General features: G+C 64.7%; 17 protein-coding genes. 5 read left to right on the top strand and 12 right to left on the bottom strand.

The window, feature by feature from the left end:
• Positions 1–51: 51 nt before the first annotated feature.
• From LH128_RS08660 to LH128_RS08640, 5 genes are all read right to left on the bottom strand, one after another.
• On the bottom strand, positions 52–1,413 hold the full coding sequence (locus tag LH128_RS08660) for a glycoside hydrolase family 1 protein (RefSeq protein WP_008829236.1): 1,362 nt from the start codon (positions 1,411–1,413) through the stop codon (positions 52–54).
• Positions 1,410–2,714 (bottom strand): MFS transporter, encoded by a 1,305-nt coding sequence (locus LH128_RS08655; RefSeq protein WP_037518601.1) that lies wholly within the window; start codon positions 2,712–2,714, stop codon positions 1,410–1,412. Before LH128_RS08655 ends, LH128_RS08660 begins: the two co-directional genes overlap by 4 nt.
• Before the next feature lie 64 nt (positions 2,715–2,778).
• Positions 2,779–3,453: a malectin domain-containing carbohydrate-binding protein gene (locus tag LH128_RS08650; protein WP_008829234.1), complete on the bottom strand. Its 675-nt coding sequence runs from the start codon at positions 3,451–3,453 to the stop codon at positions 2,779–2,781.
• 306 nt (positions 3,454–3,759) lie between these two features.
• A complete protein-coding gene (locus tag LH128_RS08645; RefSeq protein WP_008829233.1) occupies positions 3,760–5,121 on the bottom strand; it encodes a hypothetical protein in 1,362 nt (453 codons plus the stop codon).
• Positions 5,118–5,756 carry a recombinase family protein gene (locus tag LH128_RS08640; protein WP_007686142.1) on the bottom strand — a complete coding sequence of 213 codons (639 nt, stop codon included), beginning with the start codon at positions 5,754–5,756 and terminating at the stop codon, positions 5,118–5,120. The genes LH128_RS08645 and LH128_RS08640 overlap by 4 nt, the downstream gene beginning before the upstream one ends.
• Before the next feature lie 83 nt (positions 5,757–5,839).
• Here LH128_RS08640 and LH128_RS08635 point away from each other — a divergent pair, with 83 nt between their 5' ends.
• On the top strand, positions 5,840–8,788 hold the full coding sequence (locus LH128_RS08635) for a Tn3 family transposase (protein ID WP_233431824.1): 2,949 nt from the start codon (positions 5,840–5,842) through the stop codon (positions 8,786–8,788).
• Here the strand turns inward: LH128_RS08635 and LH128_RS08630 are convergent.
• On the bottom strand, positions 8,780–10,777 hold the full coding sequence (locus LH128_RS08630; RefSeq protein ID WP_008829232.1) for a glycoside hydrolase family 2 protein: 1,998 nt from the start codon (positions 10,775–10,777) through the stop codon (positions 8,780–8,782). The genes LH128_RS08635 and LH128_RS08630 overlap by 9 nt on opposite strands.
• A gap of 242 nt (positions 10,778–11,019) precedes the next feature.
• Here LH128_RS08630 and LH128_RS08625 point away from each other — a divergent pair, with 242 nt between their 5' ends.
• The gene (locus LH128_RS08625; protein ID WP_008829231.1) at positions 11,020–11,760 is read left to right on the top strand and encodes an SDR family NAD(P)-dependent oxidoreductase; all 741 of its coding nucleotides are present in this window, start codon (positions 11,020–11,022) and stop codon (positions 11,758–11,760) included.
• Here the strand turns inward: LH128_RS08625 and LH128_RS08620 are convergent.
• The 4 genes from LH128_RS08620 to LH128_RS08605 form a co-directional block, all read right to left on the bottom strand.
• Entirely contained in the window at positions 11,752–12,900 is a 1,149-nt protein-coding gene (locus tag LH128_RS08620; RefSeq protein ID WP_008829230.1) for an FAD-dependent monooxygenase, read from the bottom strand. The genes LH128_RS08625 and LH128_RS08620 overlap by 9 nt on opposite strands.
• Before the next feature lie 102 nt (positions 12,901–13,002).
• The gene (locus LH128_RS08615; RefSeq protein WP_008829229.1) at positions 13,003–16,095 is read right to left on the bottom strand and encodes an efflux RND transporter permease subunit; all 3,093 of its coding nucleotides are present in this window, start codon (positions 16,093–16,095) and stop codon (positions 13,003–13,005) included.
• 2 nt (positions 16,096–16,097) lie between these two features.
• Positions 16,098–17,192 (bottom strand): efflux RND transporter periplasmic adaptor subunit, encoded by a 1,095-nt coding sequence (locus LH128_RS08610; RefSeq protein ID WP_008829228.1) that lies wholly within the window; start codon positions 17,190–17,192, stop codon positions 16,098–16,100.
• Positions 17,192–18,655 (bottom strand): efflux transporter outer membrane subunit, encoded by a 1,464-nt coding sequence (locus tag LH128_RS08605; protein WP_008829227.1) that lies wholly within the window; start codon positions 18,653–18,655, stop codon positions 17,192–17,194. The genes LH128_RS08610 and LH128_RS08605 overlap by 1 nt, the downstream gene beginning before the upstream one ends.
• A gap of 104 nt (positions 18,656–18,759) precedes the next feature.
• Here LH128_RS08605 and LH128_RS08600 point away from each other — a divergent pair, with 104 nt between their 5' ends.
• Complete coding sequence (locus LH128_RS08600) at positions 18,760–19,401, top strand: TetR/AcrR family transcriptional regulator (RefSeq protein ID WP_008829226.1); 642 nt, start codon at positions 18,760–18,762, stop codon at positions 19,399–19,401.
• Positions 19,402–19,490: 89 nt separating this feature from the next.
• Here LH128_RS08600 and LH128_RS08595 read toward each other — a convergent pair whose 3' ends face one another.
• Both LH128_RS08595 and LH128_RS08590 read right to left on the bottom strand, forming a co-directional pair.
• A complete protein-coding gene (locus LH128_RS08595) occupies positions 19,491–19,811 on the bottom strand; it encodes a hypothetical protein (RefSeq protein WP_037518594.1) in 321 nt (106 codons plus the stop codon).
• Positions 19,812–20,125: 314 nt separating this feature from the next.
• Entirely contained in the window at positions 20,126–20,929 is an 804-nt protein-coding gene (locus LH128_RS08590; protein ID WP_008829224.1) for a sugar phosphate isomerase/epimerase family protein, read from the bottom strand.
• A 160-nt stretch (positions 20,930–21,089) separates the two neighbouring features.
• Between LH128_RS08590 and LH128_RS08585 the strand changes: the two genes are divergently transcribed.
• Both LH128_RS08585 and LH128_RS08580 read left to right on the top strand, forming a co-directional pair.
• Positions 21,090–21,671, top strand: a complete 582-nt coding sequence (locus LH128_RS08585; protein ID WP_327195115.1) for a TetR/AcrR family transcriptional regulator — start codon at positions 21,090–21,092, stop codon at positions 21,669–21,671.
• A gap of 131 nt (positions 21,672–21,802) precedes the next feature.
• Positions 21,803–22,070, top strand: a 268-nt coding sequence (locus tag LH128_RS08580) for an SDR family NAD(P)-dependent oxidoreductase (RefSeq protein ID WP_008829222.1), incomplete at its 3' end; no start/stop codon positions are given.

Below are 22,070 nucleotides of genomic sequence, written 5' to 3'. Positions count from 1 at the left end.
CCCCCCCACCCGCCGTCGTCTTGAGAAAATCGCGCCTATCCATGTGCGGCCTCACGAAACGGCGTTGTTGCGGATGATCTTGCGATAGACGGCGGCGCTCGGCTTGAGCGTGCGCGCGAAGGTCTGCCGATCCACGCTCGCCAGTCCAAACCTCGGCTTGTATCCACGCAGCCATTCGAAATTATCGATCAGCGACCAGTGCATGTATCCCATCACTGGCACGCCCTTTGCGATCGCCTCGTGCAAATGCTTGAGAACCTGCGGGATGTACCATTCGCGGCGGCGATCGTCCTCGGTTTCGAGGCCGTTCTCGGTCACGAAGATCGGCTTGCCCGTCTGCTCGTACACGTATTCCACCGTGTTTCGCAGCGCCGTGGGCTGCTTGATCATCTCTTCCATGTGCGCCGGATCGACATAGGGCATCGCTTCGAAGTCGGGCAGCTTCGCCCCGCTGCCGGGGATGCGTATCTGGCGATAGGTCTGCACGCCGACGAAGTCGCCAGCGCGCTTCACGACTTCGAGCCACCCTCCGTATGCCGCCTTACGCAAGTCCATGTGGCGACTGCCCTCATTGGCGCCTTCGAAATCGACGAGGTTCAAGGTAACGCCGGTCGGCAGATCGCCACGCACCGCCTTGATCGCGGCGAACGCCTTTTCGTGGGCGGCCATGAGCTGCGGGGTCATGCCCTTGATGTCGGGATGGTTCATCGTCACGAAACGATCACGGCCGGTCGCCTTGGCAGCCGCAGCATGAGCGGCGGTCTGCTTTTCATCTTCCTTGTCGAAATAAGCGCCCGACTGGGGCATCACGCGATAGGTCAGGCCGACCTGCGGCTCGTTGATCGTGCAGGCAACCCCGATCTCGGCGCCCAGCAGACGCATGGCCCGGTCGCAGTAGTTGGCGAAAAGGTCAGGCGATTCAGGATTGAGCCACCCCCCCGCCTCGGCGAACCACCGCGGCGCGGCGACATGGTAGAAGGTCACCACCGGCTCGATGCCCGCTTCGCGCAACGCCGCAATGAAGCGCTTGTAGTGATCGATCTCCGCCAGGGAGAATTGACCCCGGATCGGCTCGATGCGCGCCCACTCGATAGAGAAGCGATAGGCATTGAGGCCGATCGCCTTCATGATCGCGATGTCCTCGCGCCAGCGGTGGTAGCTGTCGCAGGTGTCTCCCGAGGGATCGTCGAAAGTCTGCGGCTTGACCGTCTCCATGAACCAGAGGTCGGAATTGACGTTGTTGCCCTCGATCTGGTGGCCTGCAGTCGAGGCACCCCAGCGAAATCCTTTGGGAAAACGCACGGTGGCGGATGCGGGAGCAGCAAGGGCACCCGGCGCGGCAGCGCCCAGCGCGGCCATGGAACCCGCCGCCAGTAACGCGCGGCGGTTCAATTCGATGTGCCTGTCAGTCATGGTTCTCTCCCATTTTCGATCAAGTCGTGATGAATTTCGAGGGTCGGTCCGGTTGCCACGGTGCGCTTCTCGCGCAGCAGCCACCATAGGGCGGCCGCGCCCACGACGTCGAACCCGGCCAAAGCGATGAACAGCGGATTGTAGCCGTAGGCATCGGCGCTCTGGCCGATCAGGAACGTGAACAGCATCCCGCCGATCCAGGCGACCGTACCGGCCATGCCGCTGGCGGTTGCGACGGTGCGCTTGTCGAAGACGTCCGCGCAAAGCGTTATCAGCGCGCCGTTCAGCATCTGGTGTGCGAAACCGCCGATGCAGAACAATGCGATCGCCAGCCCCGGAGACGTCGCCAGGCCGATGCAGGCGGGGCCGGCCATGCAAACGGCGCCGACCGTCATGGTGACCTTGCGCGAAGCGATCATGCCCACGCCGCGCCGCATCAGCAGGGGTGGCAACAGGCCCGCCGTCAGCGAGCCCACATCAGCTGCGAGAAACGGCAGCCAGGACCAGAGCGCGATGCTCTTGAGATCAAGGCTCCAGACCGCGACCAGATAGAGCGGGATGAAGAAGTTGAAGGTCTGCCACGCCGGCTCCGCGAGGAAGCGCGGCACCGCGATCGCCCAGAAGGCCCTGGAGCGCAGCACCGCCATGCGGGTAGCCGGACGATCCCCCAGGTCTCCGCCCCCGCGCCCCTCCTCGATGAGCCGGCGCTCCGCACTCGACAGTCGGGGATGGGCTTCGGGTGTGCGGTAGCCGAACCACCACAGAAGCGCCCAGACAACACTGAGCGCACCGGTAACGAGAAAAGCCGATTGCCAGCCCCAGTTGAGGATGCAGAACACAACCAGTGGCGGGGCGATCATGTTGCCGACGCTGGTTCCCATCTGGAACGCACTCGTCGCCAGCGGCCGCTCGGCTGCCGGGAACCATTCGGAAACCGTCTTGGCCCCCGCGGGAATGGCCGCAGCCTCCGTGGCGCCAAGCAGTCCGCGAAAGAAGGCCAGGCCCTGCCAGCTCGATGCAAGGCCATGCGCCATGTTCGACAAGGCCCAGCCAATGGCGAACAGAAAGAAGCCAAGCCGTGTACCCAGCGCATCGAGGATCGCGCCCGCGACGCTCTGCATCACGGTGTAGCTCGCCTGGAACGCCAGCACGACCCAGCTGTACTGCTCGGTATCCATACCGAACTCGGCCTTGATGGTCGGAGCCGCGACCGACAGCGTCGAGCGCGCCAGATAGTTCAGTATCGTACCCAGGGTGACCAGGCCGATGATGACCCAGCGCAATTTACCAATCCGCGCCATCATCCGCCCCTGAAGATTTCAAGCGGCCCTCGAGTACAGGCCGTGGGAACCGCAACACCCGAAGTCACCGGTCCACCGTGATCGCGGCGACAACCGCCCGCCCGCCACTGCCGGCAAAATCGAGTTTGAGCAGCCCGCCTGTCACCGTGACCGGGAAACTGCGTTCCAGCGCCTTGAGCGGTCCGCCTGCCTGCTTCTGGACACTGAACGCCGGAAGCGCGACCTTGCCATTCGCCGAGACGGTCATGGTCGTCGCGCCAGACGCCACGCTGGAAGGCTCGAACGTGTGGATCGTCACCGTCCAGCGGCCGTCGGGCAGTGGTATCGCGTAGGAGAAGGCCTCACCCTCGCGCCAGTAATCGAACAGCGAAGGCGTCGGCGTCTCGACCTTGCGGGGATTGGCGGCCTTGCGCCCGAAGCCCTCCAGGTTGAGGATCATCGGCACGCCGCCGGTGACGAAATTGTCGGACCCGAACTGTCGTCCTCCGGCAATCCGGCCGGCCAGGTCGCCGGCATCGATGGCGATACCGGTCCTCAGCGGATCCGGGCCGATCCACTCGGCACTATCCTCCACCGTGACGCCGGCGCTGCTCGCAGTGACGACGGCACGGTTCGAACCCGGCGCCAGGGCGACCGCAGGCCACAGGCATATGCTGTCCGCGCACGCGACCTCGCCGACAGGCTTGCCGTTGATGCTCAACCGGGCAGTGGATGCATTGGTATAGGCCTTGACCTCCATCACCGGATAGGCACGCGCCTCATAGGCCCCTGTGCATTATTCGGCCACAGATTCACGGTAGGCGAGCTTGAGGGACGTCGGCGCCAGCTTCTCTGCCAGGGATTGCGCTACGTAAGCCGTCGCGGCCACACAAAAAGGCCGGCACAACGGCCGGCCATAGTTTTAGGAGAGGATGCCTGAAAGGCATCCTCATGCTGCACCTGCGAGCAGCCGTGCGCAATACAAATCCGCAGGCACCGTTGGTGAAGGCGGCTCCAGTGTCTATCAGGCGGCCAGCATGTCCTTCATCGTTGCGGGGTCAAGCCGTCACCGGCGCAGTTCTTCGATCCCGAGTTCCTGCCATATCCACCCGAAGTCGTACGTCGCCATCGGATCATCGATGTCAGCGTGTCTCCCACTGAGATTTTCGAGATGTTTTAGCCACGTGGCGAGTTGGTCGCGTCCGGCCTTGCTGCCGGCGCATTGTCGCGGCGTTTTGTCGCCGAGCATCGGGACAGGCTCATCGAGGAGTGTCCGGTATTGACGATCGAGCATGCCCTGGACAAGCGGGGTGGCGACCTCGACCGGGATGTCCGGTGCCGGCTCCGACACGGTTCGTCCTTCCTGACGCGCAGCCATCGCCTGTTCGATCGTCTCGATCTCGGTCAAAGGTGTTCCCACCAGGGCGCCGAGCGCCTGGGTGACGAGTGCAACGCCGCGTTCTGCACGTTCGGCCGAGGTGACGGAGAGGATCAGAGCGCGGCCCTTGAGTTCCAGATTCCCAAGCACCGGCGTGCCGTCTTCCATTGACACACCCCACGCCATCTGGCCGGTGCCTTTCTTGCCCTGTTTTGTTCTGGTGCCGAGCCAGTTCCAGAAATGTGACGTTTCCCGCTGCAGGGCGGGCACGGTATCGAGGCGGTCGCCGATGAGTGCCTGCGTCGTCCCCCGCGTGAACGGAAAACGGACACGGTGGAAAACAACCTCCTCGCCATCGGCGTTATGCAGCGTGGGGATGGCGACAGGCTCGAGCATCCTGGGCAAGATGTCGAACAGCCAGACCATCGAGATGAGCGGCGCCAGGTCGCGCAGTTGATCATCGTCGATCACTAGTTTCGCGCGCGGGCCGCGCTTGCCCTGTCCCAGGCGCAATGCCTCGAGAAGGGCGCTGGTGGCTTCCGCTGTAAAGGACAGCAGGCCGCCTGCCAGGATCCTATGCCCGCTCACCGGAATGATGCGCACGCCGATCCGATCCCACGGGCCCAGCGTCCTGGACGCGGTGCGCTCGCGGACCTGGACGGGATCACCGCCCCGGATCAGATCTCGCGCGAGGAAGCCGACGCCGGGCTCGATCGCGCTGACTTCATAGACGCTCATGACGGAGGTCTTCAGCGCGCGCATGTAGAGCTTGTTGGGGCCGGCCTCGTTCCATCCGCGGCGCTTGAGATATTCGTCCACGATGTTGCGGCCATCGGGCTCGAAGACGCGGGTCACCAGGTCCTCGAACGCGCAGCCCCACAAGGTCATGGCCCAGTGATCCCCGATGATGCCGGGCAGTTCGTCGGAATCGATGTCGAACTGCGTGAGAACCGGCCCCAGATGATCGTCGAGCGCGTCATGCAGGTCGTCGGCCCACTCGGGCCGTGTCGCGAACTTCATCAGCCCGGTCAGGTCGTGGCCGCGTTTCATGCCGGTAGCTCCATAGTCTGTCGGTGCGCGGCGACGATGCGCGAAACGGTCGGCTCGCTGACATGATAGAGCCGCGCCATCTCGGCGCCGGATTTTCGTCCGGAGATGACGGACTCCGCGATCTCGCGCCGTTGCTTTTCGCCGAGTTTGCGCCGGCGTCCGCCGATCCGCCCTTCGGCGCGCGCCTGGGCGAGGCCGGCGGAGGTGCGCTCGCGGATCATGGCGCGCTCGAACTCGGCGAAGCTCCCGACCATCTGCATCATCATGCGACCTGCGGCCGTGGTGGTGTCAATCGCCTCGGTCAGCGAGCGGAAGCCCGCGCCCGCCGCCTCGATCCGCTCCATAATGTGCAGCAGATCCTTGAGGCTGCGCGATAGCCGGTCGAGTTTCCAGACGACGACGACGTCACTGTCGCGTAACTGGCCGATCATCTCCAGGAGCTTTGGCCGGTCCCAGCGCCCGCCACTGGCAATTTCCTCGAACACGCGCCTGCACCCAGCCGCGTCGAGGGCGCGGCGCTGGGCGGCGTTCGACTGCTCGTCACCCTTCGACACCCGCGCATAGCCGATCAGATAGGGTGCCCTGGTCAAATCCTGCCTTTCACAAACGGCCGTATCCGGAGGCCAGTGCGGCATGAACGGATTCCTGCGGCCTCTTGTCTTTCACAATCCTCTTTCAGAATCATGCCGAAAGGCAAGTGGTTTTTGGAGGTTCAAAGATGCCCGGACGGATTCCGATGACGACGCGGCAGCGCGCTGCCCTGCTGATGTTGCCCGACGACGAGGCGGCGATCGTGAAGCACTATAGTCTGTCAGGTGAGGACATGACCGCGATCGACACCGCGCGCACGCCCGCCACCCGACTCGGCTACGCCCTGCAGCTTTGTTGCCTGCGCTACCCGGGCCGGCATCTGCGCCACGGGGAACTGCTGCCTGCGGTCATGCTCGACCATATTGCCGAGCAGGTCGGGGTGGATGCAAAGGTCATAGCTGATTTCGCCAGACGCACGCCCACGCGCTACGATCAGCTCGCCGCGATCAAGACGCGCTTCGGCTTCAGCGATCTGAGCCGCCCGCACCGCGTGGAATTGCGGACATGGCTGACAAACGAGGCGGCGAGCATCATCGACGGACGCGCGCTGCTCGGCCGGCTTCTGGATGAGATGCGCGCGCGTCGGATCGTGATCCCGGGTGTCAGCGTCGTGGAGCGCATGGCGGCCGAGGCGATACATCAGGCGGAAACGGATCTCGTGGCCGCGATCGATGGCGGCCTTGGCCATGAGATGCGTCAGCAACTCGACGCGCTGATCGATGACAAGGTGCATGACCGGCAGAGCCGTCTGTCCTGGCTGCGCGAGCCAGAACCGCGTGTCGCATCCGCTTCGCTTTTGGAAATCGTCGAAAAGATCACGCTGATTCGTGGGACGGGCATATCGGCTTTCTCCCCTGATGTTCGCCACGAACCGCGCCTGGGGCAATTCGCCCGGGAGGGTGTGCGCTACACGGCACAGGCTTTCCAGCAAATGCGCCCGGCCCGCAGGCGGGTCGTGCTGCTCGCGACGCTGCGCGAGCTGGAGGCGACACTGACCGATGCGGCGATCGATATGTTCATTGCGCTCGTGGGGCGGGCCCATCTGCGCGCCCGCAAACGGCTCGAACAGCGCGTGGCCGTTTCCGGCCGCGAGGGCCGCGAACGGATGTTACGCATCGCCAGGGTTCTGGAAGCGATCAGCCAGGCGGCCCGGGCTGGCGGCGATGTCGCCGCGGCGGTCGATGCCGTGGCATCCCTCGACATCATCGACGCCGACGCCGCTATCATCCGACGTACCGCCTCACCGCACCGGAACGAGGTTCTGGACGAGATCGCGGCGGAATATCGCGCCTTCAAGCGGATGGGGCCGTCGTTCGTGCGCGCTTTTGATTTCCAGGGCCGGGCCGGAATGCAGCCGTTGCGCGATGCGATGGCGATCCTCGCCGATCTCGACGGAGACTGGCGCAGGGCGTTGCCCGATGACGTGCCGCTTGGCCATGTCGAGCACCGCTGGCGTCGGCATGTCATGACCGCAGGCGGGATCGATCGCACCCATTGGGAGATGGCGACTTACAGCGCGCTTTCCAATGCTTTGGCATCCGGTGGTATCTGGGTGCCGACCGCGCGCGTCCATCGCGCGCTCAGTGTGCTGCTTGCCCCACCGGCCAGCCCCGTACCGAAGCCCGCTTTCTCGCTCGGCGATCCGCACGCCTGGCTCGACGAGAGGGCGGCAAGGCTTGATAGCGCCCTGCGCGAGGTCGCCCGCGATCTGGACAAACGCGATCCCCCCCTTTTTGCCGGCGAGCGGCTGCGGTTTCCGAAAGACCCCAAAGAAGACCCTGGTCAGGATGAAGGGCGGCAACTTGCGCTCACCTGCTACGGCATGGTGCCTGCCACCCGTATCACGGATGTGCTGTCGCAGGTTCAACGATGGACCGGCTTCATCCAGCATTTCGGCCATGTCTCGACCGGTCTGCCTCCCGCCGACGAACGCGCCTTTCTTGCCACCTTGATCGCGGAGGCGACCAACCTTGGTCTGTCGCGCATGGCCGAAGTTTGCGGTGTCGCCTCGCGTCGCGCACTGTTGCGTATGCAGACGTGGCATATGCGCGAGGAAACGTTTCGCGCCGCGCTCGCCAGCCTGACCGACGCTATCCATGCCGAACCGCTCGCCGCCTGGTTTGGTTCGGGGCATCGCGCATCGGCCGATGGGCAGGCTTATTATCTCGGCGGTGCCGGCGAAGCCGGAGGAACGGTCAACGCACATTACGGTCGCGACCCCGTGGTCAAGATCTACACCACCATCACCGATCGATACGCACCGCTTCATCAGACGGTCATCGCCGGGACGGCGGGCGAGGCGATCCACGCACTCGACGGCATCCTCGGCCACGAAAGCAGCGCGGACATCACCGCCCTCCACACCGATGGTGGCGGCGTCTCCGATATCGTGTTCGCCGTCATGCATTTGCTCGGCCTCGATTTCGAGCCGCGCATTCCGCGCCTGTCGGATCGACAACTCTATGGTTTCGAGCCCGCGCGGCGCTATGGTCGGCTCGCACCGCTGTTCGGGCGCCGCCTCGGTCGGGACCTGATCGTCAGCCATTGGGCCGAAATTGCGGAGGTCATCGCGGCGATGCGCGACCGCACTGTCACACCGTCGCTGATTTTGAAGAAGCTGTCCGCCTATCGTCAACAAAACAGTCTTGCTGCGGCACTTCGGGAGGTCGGACGGATCGAGCGCACACTGTTCACGCTGCGCTGGTTCGACGACACCGATCTGCGCCGGACGGTCACCGCCGAACTCAACAAGGGCGAGGCACGCAACAGCCTGGCCCGCGCTGTCGCCTTCCATCGGCTCGGGCGGTTTCGCGACCGTGGCCTGGAGAACCAGCAGACCCGCGCGGCAGCGCTCAACCTCGTCACGGCCGCCATCATTCTTTTCAACTGCCGCTATCTCGGTCGTGCCGTCGATGAACTGCGGCACCGCGGCACACCTGTCGATCCCGCCATGCTGTCCCGATTGTCGCCGCTGGGATGGGACCGCATCAATCTCACCGGCGATTATATCTGGTCCGAGAGCCTCGACCTCGATGCCGATGGCCTCATGCCGCTGCTCATCAAGCCGCTACCGTGAATCTGTGTCCGAATAATGTACAGAGGCCTCATAGCGCTTTCCGGTCAGGTGGATCATCGGCGCGGGGTTCCACTGCGCCTTGTAGTAATAGAAGGCATCCTTGCGCGTCTTGCGGTCGAACGTCATCAGGCCCTTGGTATTCAGGTCGATAGCGTCGCCCTCCTGCCGAAGGTCGCTGGGGAAGTCGAACATGTTCCAGGCCCAGCTGGCGAAGATGTAGTCGCGCTCGCGAATGGCAGGCCAGTTCGCTTCCTGAACGAACGATTCAAATTCCTCGGGCTGTGGTCGCCCCGCCATGTTGACGTAGCCGGTACGGATGTTGTCGCTATGCTGCGTCAGTGCACCACCCCCGCCATATTCCGAGATGGAGATCGGCAGGCCGGGATGCTTGGCATGCAGCCGGTCGAGTTCCGCACCGAATTGCGCACGCGCTTTCAGTGGTTCTGGCATGTACCAGCCGTAGTAGCGGTTGTAGCCGATGAGATCGGCCGTCCCGGCAAGCGGCTCACCCGCCGTCTGGACCATGCCCATGTCCTCACAGCAATCCGCGAAAGTGGTCGGCCGCGAAGGGTCCTCCTCCTTGGCGACGGCATTGAGGTGTTGCAGAAGGGCCAGCGGCTTGGGCGGGTCGCCCTTGACGCCGAAACCCTTGGCGGAATCGACTTCGTTACCGACTGACCATGTCACGATCGAGGGATGATTGTAGTTCTGCCGGATCAGCTCGCGCAGTTGCTGTTCCGCGTTGTTCCAGAGATGCTCGCCGCCCTTGCCACCCGATAGCGACGGCGTGGTCACGTAAGGCAGTTCGGCCCACACAACCATGCCGGCCTTGTCGGCTTCATCCGACCAGGCGTCCGCATGTTGGTAATGCGCCTGCCGGACGGTGTTGGCGCCGAGTTCCTCGATCAGCGCCATGTCTTCGGCATGATCCTCGGGTGCCAGAGCCCAACCCTTGCCCATGCGATCCTGGTGCCGCGAAACGCCCCGGAGCTTGAGATGCTCGCCGTTGAGGAAAAAGCCCTTGTCGGCATCCATGCGAAAGGTACGAAGGCCGAGCGGGACGGTGACCGTATCGACGATCCGGCCACTCTCACGCACTTCGAGAGCCACGGAATAGAGGTAGGGATCGGACCTGCCATTCCACAAGTGAGGCCGTGCGACCGCAAGCGCAAGGCGGCTTTCCCCCGGCCCCGTCGATAGCCGAACAGTGGATGCCGTACGCGCCACTTCGGCGCCACCGGCGTCACGGACCACGGCGGTCAGTGAGAGCTTGCGGGCCCGCGCTCCAAGGTTGCGCAGCCGCGCGAGCACTTCGACATCGGCCTTGTCCGCCGAAACCTGCAACGCCTTGGCATAAACGCCCGGGCCACCGTAATCGAGGCGGTCCACGCCCGCGTCCGGCGCCGTGACCAGCGAAACCTCCCGATAGATGCCCCCGTTCACGAAGAAATCGCCCGACAGCGGGATGACGCTGCCGCTTTCATTGTCAGCGGTCGGCTTCGAATTGTCCGCGCGCACGACGACGAGGTTCTCCGCGCCCGGCTTCCATACCGATGTCACATCGAAACGAAAGCGCGCGAAGGCACCTTCGTGACGCCCCACGTGCACGCCGTTGACCCATACCTCGGCGATCTTTCCAACCGCCGCAAAGTCCAGATACTGGCGCTGCCCGGCCGAGGCTGCAGGTGCGGTGACATGCAGGCGATACCAGCCGACACCCTGATAATTGTTGGCGCTGGCCGAGCGTTCCACCGCATACTCGCCCAGCCGGTTCCATGTGTGGGGAACGGAAACGACATCCCACGCACCGTCGTCGAAGGCCGCGCCGACCGCCGGTTCGCCGACGTCGCCCTGATGGAACCGCCAGCCGTCGCGAAGCGACAGGATCGATGGTTCAGCGGCCGTCCGCGCGAACGCGGGCGATGGCGCCAGCATTGATGCAGGCGCACCGAGCGCCGCAACGGACGCCAGAGCGAATAGCGGGCGCATTCGACTAAGCACCGATCAGTCCCCTCATATTGGTCAGATGACCATTCCTCGTATTGGTAAGGCACATACCGTATGACTGTACTAACAAGTCAACCACTATGGCGATGCCGCCGAGCGCCAGGCGCCATTCCGCCCCTCCCCCGGCAATCAACATCGCCATGGCAATAACTCAGACAAGCATTTGCATTGTATCATTATCGAAGACAAGGTCGGGTGAAACATCAATCGAGAGGAACCACACCATGTCGCTTGCAGGCAAGAATGCTGTCGTGACCGGCGCCGCCCGTGGACTGGGCCGAGCTATCGCACTGCGTTTGGCCGCAGACGGCGCTGCCGTTGCTGCATGGGACCTCAATCGCGAGGGCGCCGAGGAAACCGCGAGGATGATTATCGAAAAGGGTGGCAAGGCCATCGGTCTCGCCGCGAATTCCGCCAAGGCGGACGAGATCGCGACTGCCGCCGCCGCGACCCGCGAGGCGCTCGGTCCCATCCAGATTCTCGTCAATAATGCGGCCTTGTCGCCCTTCGTGAAGTTCTCGGATCTGGATGAGCAGACCTGGGATGCGCTGATGGCCATCAATCTCAAGGGCCCTTTCCTTTGCGTGAAGGAAATCATTCCCGACATGCTGGCGGCAGGCCACGGGCGGATCGTCAACATCGCCTCGTCCTCGGCGCAGACCGGCTCCGCACATCAAGCCCATTACGCCGCGTCGAAGGGCGGCGTGCTGGGCTTCACCAAGGCTTTGGCGATGGAATTCGCGACGAGTGGCATCACCGTGAACGCCGTGCCGCCCGGTTTCGTGAACACCGAAGGCCTTCGCGAAGCCCCGGTCGACATCGAGGGTTATGCGCCGATGACGCCGATGAAGCGCCCGGGGCGGCCTGAAAACATTGCTGCAGCCGTAGCCTTCCTCGCCTCCGACGATGCCGACTACATCACCGGCCATACGCTGAGCGTGAACGGCGGACGCTACCTAAACTGACGCAAGGCCGTCCAGTTCGACCGCGAACTTGGCCTTGTCCAGCGCCGGTTCGACCACCTCACGGTAATAGTCGGGGTCGCGTTCGAAGCGCGGGTCACGCGTGAGATCGGCGATCGCCTGGTTTGCGTCGACGAAAGGCTTCAACCGCGCCTCGTAACGTGCAAACGCGGCTCGATGGTCGTGCGGCGAACGGGCGAGTTCGCTTGCCAGCAAGTATCCACCGACGATGGCGAGCGTGGCGCCCTGTCCGGAATAAGGCGAAGGGCAATATCCCGCATCGCCGACCAGCGCGACGCGTCCCTTGGTCCACCCCGCCATGCGCACTTGCGCGACGAGGCCGAGGTAAAAATCCGGGGCGGCCTCCATCGCCGCCAGGAACCGAGGGGTTTCCCATAGCAAGTTACCGCTTTGCTCGCGGATGCGCGCCATCTGCGCAGCCCGGTCGCCCAGATCGCCGTCCCCTGCCCCGCGCACGTGGAAGCACACGCGCAATTGGTCGTTCTCGGGGGTGGTATAGACCATGTACCCGCCGGCCCGACCCTTGTAGCTGATCTGCCAGTCGGCAAGACCGAGGGTGTTGGGTGCACTGAATGGGGCAAGGGCGACGTCGAACGATCGCAGGAACTCACGATCCTCGCCGAAATGCAGTTGCCTGATCCCGGAACGCAGGCCGTCGGCGCCGATGACGAGGTCGAACCGCTGCTGCCGGCCGCTGGCCAGGCGCACGTCGATGCCCTCCGGCGCTTCGTCGAGCGCGGCCACGCTGTCACCGTAGAGGATCGGCACATCGGGTGGCAGCGCGCCAGCCATCAGCCGTGCCAGACGGTCGCGCAGGATCTCTATGTCGGGATTGTCGAAGCGCCCGCCCGAGATCGTCATGTCCTCGGATCGCCACACCTCCCGTCCGTCATCATCGACGACGGATACGCCCTTCATGCGCATGGCTGCGGCGCGCACCTGCGCGGTCAGACCCATCGCATCGAGGACCGTGATCGCGGCGCCGCGCACGTCGATCGCGTGGCCGCCCCGCGCTGGGCCGTTCATGCGCTCGACCAGGACCGGCCTGAACCCGAACCGCTGCAACCACCACGCGACCGTAGGCCCGGCTACACTGGCGCCCGAGACGAGAACGTCCAACATCCACACACCCTTCGCAAACTTCGCTCGTCATGTTGTTAGCAAAGGAGAGGTGCCTGACCAGCGATTTGCTCGCCGCCGCCATCGTGCAAGCGATTACGATGGTCAGTGTCCTTCGTACGACAGCGCCGCCTCCTCATCGCCTGGGTGCGTGATCAGGCGGGCGAGCCTGGGCAACAGCAGCCGCTCGAATCTATCGATGATCTCGTAGATCACCGGGACGAGAACAAGAGAAAGCGCGGTGGACGTCAGGATGCCGCCGATCACCGCCACTGCCATCGGCTGGCGCGCCTCGGACCCCTCGCTGATCGCGAAGGCCGTCGGCGTCATCCCGGCGATCATGGCTACGGAAGTCATGATGATCGGGCGGGTACGCTGAGCGCAAGCCTCCATCAGCGCATCACGCATGGAGTGCCCCGCCCGTTCGGCCTCGATCGCGAACTCGACCAGCAGGATCGAGTTCTTGGCGCAAAGCCCCATCAGCATGAGCAGTCCGATCAGGACAGGCATGTCGATCGCGAACCCGCATAGCCGCAGGGCCGCAAAGGCACCCAACAGGCTGAGCGGCAGCGCTCCCATGATGACCCCCGGTTTGAAGAACCCGCGGAACAGCAGCACCAGCACCGTGAAGGTCAGCGCGATCCCGGCCACTAGCGCAAGGATGAAGCCGACGAACAGATCGGCAAGCATCTGCGTCTGCCCCTCCTGCGCCTGATGGATGCCCGGCGGCAAGTGCCGCATCGTCGGCAGCTTGCTGACGTCGCGCAGCACCGAACCGATCGCGCTGCCGACCGCGAGGTCCGCATCGACCGCCACGCGGCGTTCGCGGTTGAAGCGCACGATCTTGCCCGGACCGGCCTGGAAGCCGATGTCGGCCACCGAGGAGATCGGGGTGGTGCCACCATCTCGCGTCGACACACGAAGCGATGCGATCGAATCCAGATCGTCGCGCGCGCTTTGCGGCAACCGCACCCGGATCGGCAGGCGTTGCTCGCCTTCGGAGAACTTGGCCGCACCGGCATCGATCTCGCCGATCGTGGCGACACGCATCGCGTTGGCGAGCGTGACGGTATCGACATTGAGCCGCGCGGCCTCGGCGGGACGGGGCGTCACCACCAGTTCGGGGCCTGGCGCCGCTGGGCTCGGACGCGGATCGCTGACCGAGGCCAGCCCGCGCATCTCGCGCAGCAGCTTCATCTGCGTGCGTTCCAGTTCGGCGCCGTCGGCCCCCGCTAGGACGATGGAGAACGCCGCTTGGCCGAAGTTGCCCTGATTGTAGAACCGCGCCTCGGGGATCGAGCGCAGCAGCGGAGCGATTACCGCCTGGAAATGCTCCGAGGTCTGCGAACGATCGTGTCTGAGCACCACCGTCAGAGTGCCGGTGCGCAAGTCCGCGCCGCTGCCGCCCAGCGTTCCCCCGGTCGATCCCACTTGCGCGAACACGCGCACGACATCGGGCTGGCGCCGGATGATCCGGGTGGCTTCGTCGATCGCCGTGCTCATCTGTTCGCGCGTGCTGCCCGGCGGCCCTTCCATCGCCACGTAGACGTAGCTGCGATTGGCGGTGGCCTGGAAGCCGATCTGCAACGTTGCCGCGATCGCCAGAGCCAGCACTAACAACACCCCGCCGACGGCCGCGCTGCGATAGGGCCGGGCCAATGCCCATTCCAGCGCGCGGCGATGATAGCGATTGAGCCCCCCGCCCGAACTGCTGGCGCGGCGGGCATCGTGCGGAAGTAGGAGGTAAGCTGCCATCAGCGGCGTCAGGAGACGTGCGACAACCAATGAGAAGGTCACCGCCGCCGCGACCGTGAGGCCGAACTCCTTGAAGAACTGCCCGGCCTCTCCCGGCATCAGCGAGACGGGCGCGAACACGGCAATGATGGTCGCGGTGGTCGCGATTACGGCAAGGCCGATGGCGTCGGCGCCGATCACGGCGGCGCGATAGGGACTTTCGCCTTTCTCGATCCGCTTTTCGATGTTCTCGATCTCGACGATGGCATCATCGACCAGGATGCCGATCACCAGGGTCAGCGCCAACAGGGTAATCCCGTTAAGGCTGAAGCCCATCGCTGCCATGAAGATGAAGGTAGGGATCAGCGAGAGCGGCATGGCCACGGCGGCGATCGCGGTGGCGCGCCAGTCGCGCAGGAACAGGAAGACCACCACGATCGCGAGGATCACGCCTTCGATCAGGACATCCACGGTCGAATGAAAGCTGCGACGGGTGAGATCGGCGGTCGAGACGATCCGGGTGAACGTGACTTCCGGGTTCGCCGCCGCCAGTTCGGTAACGGCGCGTTCCACCTCGTCGGCGACGCTCACGTCGCTGGCAGCGCTGGTCTTGGCCACCTGGACCGCAACGACGGGACGCCCATCGAGCCTCGCGAAACCACGCACTTCGCCCTGGCCATCACCGACTTCGGCGATGTCGGACAGCCGCACGTAGCGGCCTTGCACGGGAATCGTCATCTCGCGGATCTGCTCCACCTGCTGCGCCGAACCCAGCACGCGGATGGTCTGCTCGACGGTGCCCACCTCGGCGCGGCCACCCGGCGCATCGGTATGGAACGCGGCAAGGGCAGAGTTGACCTGCGCGGCCGAAACGCCCAGCGCGGCCATCCTTTCGGGGTCGAGTACCACGTCGATCTCGCGATCGGCCCCGCCGATACGGCTGACCTGTCCGACACCCTTGCGGGCCTGGATGGCGCGGGTCACCTCGTTGTCGATAAACCAGGCCAGCTGCGTCGCGCCCATCTGCGGCGCGCTTACCGCGTAAGTGACCACCGGCGCACTGTCGAGATCGACGCGCTGCACCGTGGGCGGATCGATGCCCTGCGGCAGCTCCACGCGCGTGCGCTCGATTACCGTGCGCACGTCGTCCGTGGCTTTCTGGAGTTCGGTGCCGTACTCGAATTCAACCGAGGTCGTGGAGGCGCCAAGCGTCACGGTCGAGTTGATGTTCTTGATTCCGGCAACGCCCGTGAGGGCGTTCTCGATCGGCCGCGTCACCTGATTTTCCATCTCGGACGGGGCCGCGCCGCTCTGCGTTACCGTGACCGACACGATCGGCAAGGCCACGTTGGGAAACATCTTCGCCGGCATGCGCATGTAAGCAACCGCGCCGGAGACGGTGAGCAGGATGAACAGCAGGGCGACGGGAATGGGATTGCGGATGGCCCATGCGGATATGCGCATGTTCAGTGCCCCGTAGCCATGGCGATCTTGACCTTGTCGCCGTCCAGCGTGAACGCCGCGCCCTTCACCGCCACGCGGGTTCCCGCCGGCGGTCCGCGCCGCAGTTCCACGAACCCGCCGGAATGTTCTCCGGTCACGACCCGCACGCGGTGAACACGGCTACCGCCATCCACCAGCATGACCGAAGCTCCATCGGCGTCGTAGTTCACCGCCGGATCGGGAACCGACAGGGCAGCCCGTGCTCCGGCGAAGCGGGCCTTCGCGAAGCCGCCTGCGCGCAGTTCGGCGTCGCGCGGCAACGCGATCCGCGCGATCATCAGGCCGGTCGCGGCATCGACGCGCTCGCCCAGCAGCCGGACCTTGCCATCCAGCGTGCGACCGGAGGCCAGAACGACTTGGGCGACGTCGCCGACATGAATCCGCGACGCATCGCGTTCGGGCAGTTCGGCATAGAGTTCGATCAGGCCGCCGCGCGCCATGCGGAACATCGCCGTTCCCACGCTCGCGGTGTCGCCCGGTCTGACCGTGCGCTCGATGACGGTTCCGTCAAATGGCGCGCGGATGGTCAGGTGCGCGCGCCGCACGAGCAGATCGTCAAGCTGGGCGCGGGTCGCCGCCGCCGCCGCGTCGGCGTTGCGGGCGGCGAAGCGCCGCTGGGCGATCGCCTCGTTCGAAAGGACACCCTCGTTGTCCAGCCCTGCAACGCGCGCCGACTGGTCGCGCGCCTGTTCGGCAGCCACGCGCTGCTGCATGAGTTGCGCTTCGAGTTGCCGCACCTGCGACTGCAACAGGCTGTCATCGAGCAGCGCAAGCGGCTGTCCGGCACGGACGGCGGCGCCTTCCTCGACCAGGACGCGGGCCACGCGAAAACCGGAAAGATCGGGCGCGACGGCCATTTCCTCCTGCGGGAGCAACCGGCCCGATGCACTCTGGCCGCCTTTCAGTTCTCGCATGGCGACCAAGGCCGTCGTCACCGTCTGTGGCGGCATCTCGGCGACTTCGTCCGGTTTGCCGTGACAACCGGCCAGCAGGAGCGCGCCGCCAAGAACGGCGCCGACGCCGGCTAGCGAGAGCAGGCGATCATTCGCATTGTTCATTATCGAGTTCCATCCGCAGTGGAAGCGTTAGGCCGGGTGGGACTCCACCCCCCGCCGAGCGCACGAACGGCAGCCACCGTGCCGGTCAGGAGGGCCAACCGGCCGTTGTTGCGCGCAGCACGGGCCTGGAGCCAGGTGCGCTGGGTCTGGATCAAGGTCGTCAGGTCGGTGAGCCCGGCGCGGTAGCCCCGCGTGGCGCTCGCGAATGCCGCGCCCGATCGGGCGTTCGCCCGTTCGAGAGCGGGCATTCGCGCCTTGGCCGCGTCCAGCCTGACCAGTGCGTTCTCCGCTTCACCGAACGCGGTCTGGACGGCCTTCTCGTACGTGACCACGGCCTCTTCCCCGCGCGCCTGACTTAGCCGGTACTGGGCCATCAGGCGGGTACGATCGAGGATCGGCAGGCCGATACCCGCCGCGATCGACCAGATGCCGATGCCCGCCGTTGCCGGGCCCCCGGTGCCCGTCAGGCCCAGGCCGGGCTGGATCGTGAAGCTGGGAAACAGGGCTAGCCGGTCGATCCTGGCCCCCAGGATGGCGGATTGCAGCGACAGTTGGGCCGACAGGACATCGGGCCGCCGCGCCAGCAGGATACCCGGCGTGACCGGCGGCAGGTCGGGCGGCATCGCAAGGTCGGGCGCGATGTCCAGCGTGGCGGTCGCGGCATCCGGATCGCCGACAAGGATCAGCAGCGAACGCTTTGCCGCCTGCAGTTCGCCAGTGAGGCGGGTCGCTTCGGCAGCCGCGCTTGCCGCATCGGCCTCCAACCGCGCCAAATCCTGCCCGGAGGAAATGCCCCGCTGCTCGCCGATGCGCGCCGCGCGGGCCAGTTGCTCGGTAATGTCGCGGGTCTCGATCGCGGTTTCGAGGTCGAGCGCAAGGCCGCGTGCCTGAAATAGCGCATTGGCAACGTCTGCGGCGAGCGCGAGCCGAACCGCCTGGAAATCGAAGGTCGATGCCGCCGAAACGGTATCGGCCTGTTCGCGGATCGCGCCGAGCCGCCCGAACAAGTCGATCTCCCAACTGGGGTAAAAGTTAAGCGCGTAGCTCTCCTGACCGGGCGTCGTGGCGCCCCCGCCCCATGCCCTACGGGTGCCCTGCTCGGTCACGCTTCCCGTCAAACTGCCGCTGGGCAGCGTGCCCGCCCGGGTGACGGTCCGCGTCGCGCGGGCCTCCTGAAGGCGCGCGAACGCCAACCGGCTTGTCGTACTGGCGAGCAGCGAACGGTCGATCAGCCGCGTAAGCTGCGAATCGCCGAAGGCGATCCACCAGTCATCTAGCTTGGCGGCCGTGGTCGGCGTGACGGGGGGAGCCCCGGCTTCGAAGTGCGGTGGCAAAGGAGTCGAGGGGCTGGATATGCGCGGCGCCGGCGCGCAGGCGGCCAGCACGAGCGCCACCGCCGCCACGGCTGCCAGGCCGGCGATGGAAGGGGTGTTCGGCGAGTGGCGCACGGTTTGATCGTTCATCGAGCCCGAGAGGTAAGGTCTATCTATAAAATACACAATAGTGTTTCTTTTATAGGCACACATTCGCCGCTTCCCAGCCTATAGGGGAACGACGGAGACCGAAGATGACCAGAGATACATCCAAATCCACCGAAACCCGCCCCATCGGCCGGCCAAGCGTCGAGGACGCGGCCAAGTTCGACGAAGCGATCATGATCGCGGCTCGTCAGGTCCTGTTCGAGCAGGGAGAAGCGGCAACGGTAAACGCGGTCGCCCAAGCGGCGGGCCTGTCACGCAAGTCGGTCTATGCACGCTACTCCAACCGCACCGACCTGTTCGCGGCGGCCATCCGATACCTGCTCGTGGATGTGGGGCCGGTACGCTTCGAACAGGCCGACAGTTTCGAGGAGAGCCTGTTTCAATATCTTCTGGCAACGCTCGAACTGGTTTCGGGCAAGGACGCGCTGACCTTTCAACGCATCCTTGCGCTCAACCCGTCATTCGTTTCCGATCTTCGTGCAGACATGATGGAGGCGACACGCAAGATATTTTTCTCACCGTTGGTCGCCCTGCTGGATGCTGCCGCACGGTCAGGGGAAATCGCCTGCGAGGATGTACAAGACATCGCCGGCATTATTATTGGCGGCGCGTTGGCACGCCATGTCATTCCCGACCCAGAAGCCTACCTTGCATCCCATCAGTCGAATGAGAAATACGCCAGGCAAATGTCCAGAATGATCGCCGGGGGCTTGGTGACCTCCCGCTGACACTTTTTGCGGGGGCGGCAGGGAGAGCTCAAGCAATCGAGCCGGTCCCTGCCATCCCGCCGCCACCTCGGATCAGTGGTGACGTTCACTCATTTGGGTGCGGGAACCGCGGCGAGATCTGCATCGATCTTGGCGAGTACCTCGTCCTTGAGCGTGTCACCGGAGTAAGCCTGCAACTGGCGCAAAGTCATGCTGCGGGCCATCTCGATCTGGGGGTTGCTGATCATCTCGTGAATGTACTTGTCGAGCACGGCCTTGGTCGCCGGATTGTCCAGCAGCGTGCCGAGATCGCTGTTGGTGGAATACGCCGGAGCCGCGGCTTCGGTCGCCGACGCGGGAACTGCGGCGCCCACGACCAGCCCACAAGCGGAAGCCGCGACGAGGCCTGCGATCACAAGATTTCGAACCATCCTCAAACCCTTTCGATATTTCGCTGAACAGAAGACCCCGCAATCCTCGCAGGATCTCCGTCGCGGCACCGCCGATTTGTCAGCCTGACAACATGCCGAGTGGCCTGACCATCGATTCCGCGATGCTGAGTACATGCTCCAGCCCATTTGTATGAGCAATAGGCCAGATTCGCATGTGGCAGGCGAAACTCAATTCATAAGCCGTTACGAGCCCTCGGGTGCAGATAAACCGCCGGGGCGAAATGAACAACGACGAGCCAAACCGTCTCGATCGCAGAGTGATCCGGCCGATACCGATGGTGCGGCGATAAATCTCAGGGTCCGGCGAGCAGAGACAATGTCCGCCGCATGGCGGTAATCGCCTCCTGCGCCTGTTCCAACGCGGAACGCCCCGCATGAGCACGGCTGAGGCTGGGGCATTCGATGCCGATGGGCACGTCTAGCGGGAGCAGCCGTAGCATATCCTGCAGCGGGAACGAGCCGTCGCCTGGATATTGCCGCTCGCACACGGCGCCCACGCCCACCTTGTCGGCCGGGATCGGCAGCGGACCGTCGCACAACTGGACGTAGCGGATGATGGAGGTGTCGATCGCCTCGATGTCCGCGATGCTGCCTCCCGATCCGATGAGATGCCACGGATCGAAAGTGATGCCGACGTCGGCGCCCGAAGCCTCGATCAGATCCACGCCCTGGCGCAGACTGCTGGTGTGACCACCTGCGATCGGTTCCAGGTTGACGCCCAGACCGTACTCCCCCGCCGCCTGCGCGAACGCCGCGAGGATCTCGGCGGTCTCGGCGCGGTCGCCGTTGCTGTAATTGATGGCGAGCGCGGTGCGGGCGCCGAGACGTGCGCCCCGGGCCAGCGCGTCGCGATAGCTTTCGATCGCCGCAAGCGAATGGAGATCGAACACTTCCAGGGTCACGACCTCAAGGTCGGTATCGGCCAGGATGGCGGCGCACTCCGCTTCCTTTTCCGCACTGAGCAGCGGCGAGGGATAGAGCGCGGGCGCCTGAACCCAAAGGCTGACGATATCGAACCCGGCCACTTGCGCGGCCTTGATGATCTCCTGCGGCTGGGCATCGGTCAGCGTCAGGCTGTCCAGCGAAAGTCGGGGCATGTATGTCCTCTCCATCAAGCATATACCGCATCGTACGGCGGATCATGCCACGCTTTACTGCGGGTGCATCGCCGTTAGAGAGTGACGACGTGCGGCGGAAGGTCTGCACGCGGCGTTCATCGCCGTCACGATTTGTCCAGATTGCGGGAGTTTTCAGGGAATGGCCAGTACCCGGCGCATGGGGCCGAAGGGCTCCGACATCTGGAATGCGATGCTGGATGCCGCCGAAGTGATACTGCGCGATCTGGGCTATGGCGCGCTGACCTCGCGCCGGGTGGCCGAGCACATCGGCGTGAAGCAGCGGCTGGTGTACTATTACTTCCAGACGATGGACGAGCTTATCGTCGAAACCTTCCAGCGCCTGGCGGCGCGGGATCTCCAGCGCATGGCGACAGCGCTGGAAGGCAAACACAGCCTGCGCGACATCTGGGACGTGTGCATACGCACCGCCGATACGCGGATGGTGCAGGAGTTCATGGCACTGGCCAACCGTATCGAACCTTTGCGGATCGAGGTACGGGAATATATCGAAAGCAGCCGGGCCATGCATGTCGCCGCCATCTCCCGCGCCGCAGGCGGTGAACCGGGCAGTTCTGCGCTCACGCCCGTGGCGGCCGCGATTTTCGCATCGAGCGCCGCGCTGGCCCTCCATCGTGAAGCCCAGATCGGCGTCACGACCGGGCATGAACAGGTGATGGCCATCATCGACAGTTTTATAGCCATGCACGACCCCGCCCAATAGCACGCCCCCCCACCCTCGTTCCGTGCAGAGGTGCTTCGGTGCGGCGCTGGACGGGCTTGCCATGCCTTGCGACATCCTGCTACCAAAGTGACGAACAAGCGTCATCACGCACTGGGGCAGAGGACAACGCGATGGGAAGGCTCGATCGCCTGAAAGGGAAGGTGGCCATCGTCACGCGCGCGGGACAGGGCATCGGCGCCGCGATTGCGCAAGCCTATGCAGCCAACGGCGCCAGCGTCGTTCTGACTGGACGGACATACGCAAAAGTCGCGGCCATTGCCGACGGCATCCGCGCTGGCGGCGGTGCCGCCCTGGCGCTCGAAGCCCATTCGGGTGAGCGCGAGCATGCCATCGCCACAGTCGAGCGAGCCATTGCAGAATGGGGCCGCATCGACGTGC

Source organism: Sphingomonas sp. LH128 (assembly GCF_000293195.2).
Classification (GTDB): Bacteria; Pseudomonadota; Alphaproteobacteria; order Sphingomonadales; family Sphingomonadaceae; genus Novosphingobium; species Novosphingobium resinovorum_A.
This window is presented reverse-complemented; position numbering and strand designations above follow the sequence as displayed.

Bases quoted from the DNA above. Each gene is read 5' to 3' on its own strand.
- LH128_RS08660 (WP_008829236.1), bottom strand. From the start codon at position 1,413: ATGACTGACAGGCACATCGAATTGAACCGCCGCGCGTTACTGGCGGCG.
- LH128_RS08655 (WP_037518601.1), bottom strand. From the start codon at position 2,714: ATGGCGCGGATTGGTAAATTGCGCTGGGTCATCATCGGCCTGGTCACC.
- LH128_RS08650 (WP_008829234.1), bottom strand. From the start codon at position 3,453: ATGGAGGTCAAGGCCTATACCAATGCATCCACTGCCCGGTTGAGCATC.
- LH128_RS08645 (WP_008829233.1), bottom strand. From the start codon at position 5,121: ATGAAACGCGGCCACGACCTGACCGGGCTGATGAAGTTCGCGACACGG.
- LH128_RS08640 (WP_007686142.1), bottom strand. From the start codon at position 5,756: ATGCCGCACTGGCCTCCGGATACGGCCGTTTGTGAAAGGCAGGATTTG.
- LH128_RS08635 (WP_233431824.1), top strand. From the start codon at position 5,840: ATGCCCGGACGGATTCCGATGACGACGCGGCAGCGCGCTGCCCTGCTG.
- LH128_RS08630 (WP_008829232.1), bottom strand. From the start codon at position 10,777: ATGCGCCCGCTATTCGCTCTGGCGTCCGTTGCGGCGCTCGGTGCGCCT.
- LH128_RS08625 (WP_008829231.1), top strand. From the start codon at position 11,020: ATGTCGCTTGCAGGCAAGAATGCTGTCGTGACCGGCGCCGCCCGTGGA.
- LH128_RS08620 (WP_008829230.1), bottom strand. From the start codon at position 12,900: ATGTTGGACGTTCTCGTCTCGGGCGCCAGTGTAGCCGGGCCTACGGTC.
- LH128_RS08615 (WP_008829229.1), bottom strand. From the start codon at position 16,095: ATGCGCATATCCGCATGGGCCATCCGCAATCCCATTCCCGTCGCCCTG.
- LH128_RS08610 (WP_008829228.1), bottom strand. From the start codon at position 17,192: ATGAACAATGCGAATGATCGCCTGCTCTCGCTAGCCGGCGTCGGCGCC.
- LH128_RS08605 (WP_008829227.1), bottom strand. From the start codon at position 18,655: ATGAACGATCAAACCGTGCGCCACTCGCCGAACACCCCTTCCATCGCC.
- LH128_RS08600 (WP_008829226.1), top strand. From the start codon at position 18,760: ATGACCAGAGATACATCCAAATCCACCGAAACCCGCCCCATCGGCCGG.
- LH128_RS08595 (WP_037518594.1), bottom strand. From the start codon at position 19,811: ATGGTTCGAAATCTTGTGATCGCAGGCCTCGTCGCGGCTTCCGCTTGT.
- LH128_RS08590 (WP_008829224.1), bottom strand. From the start codon at position 20,929: ATGCCCCGACTTTCGCTGGACAGCCTGACGCTGACCGATGCCCAGCCG.
- LH128_RS08585 (WP_327195115.1), top strand. From the start codon at position 21,090: ATGGCCAGTACCCGGCGCATGGGGCCGAAGGGCTCCGACATCTGGAAT.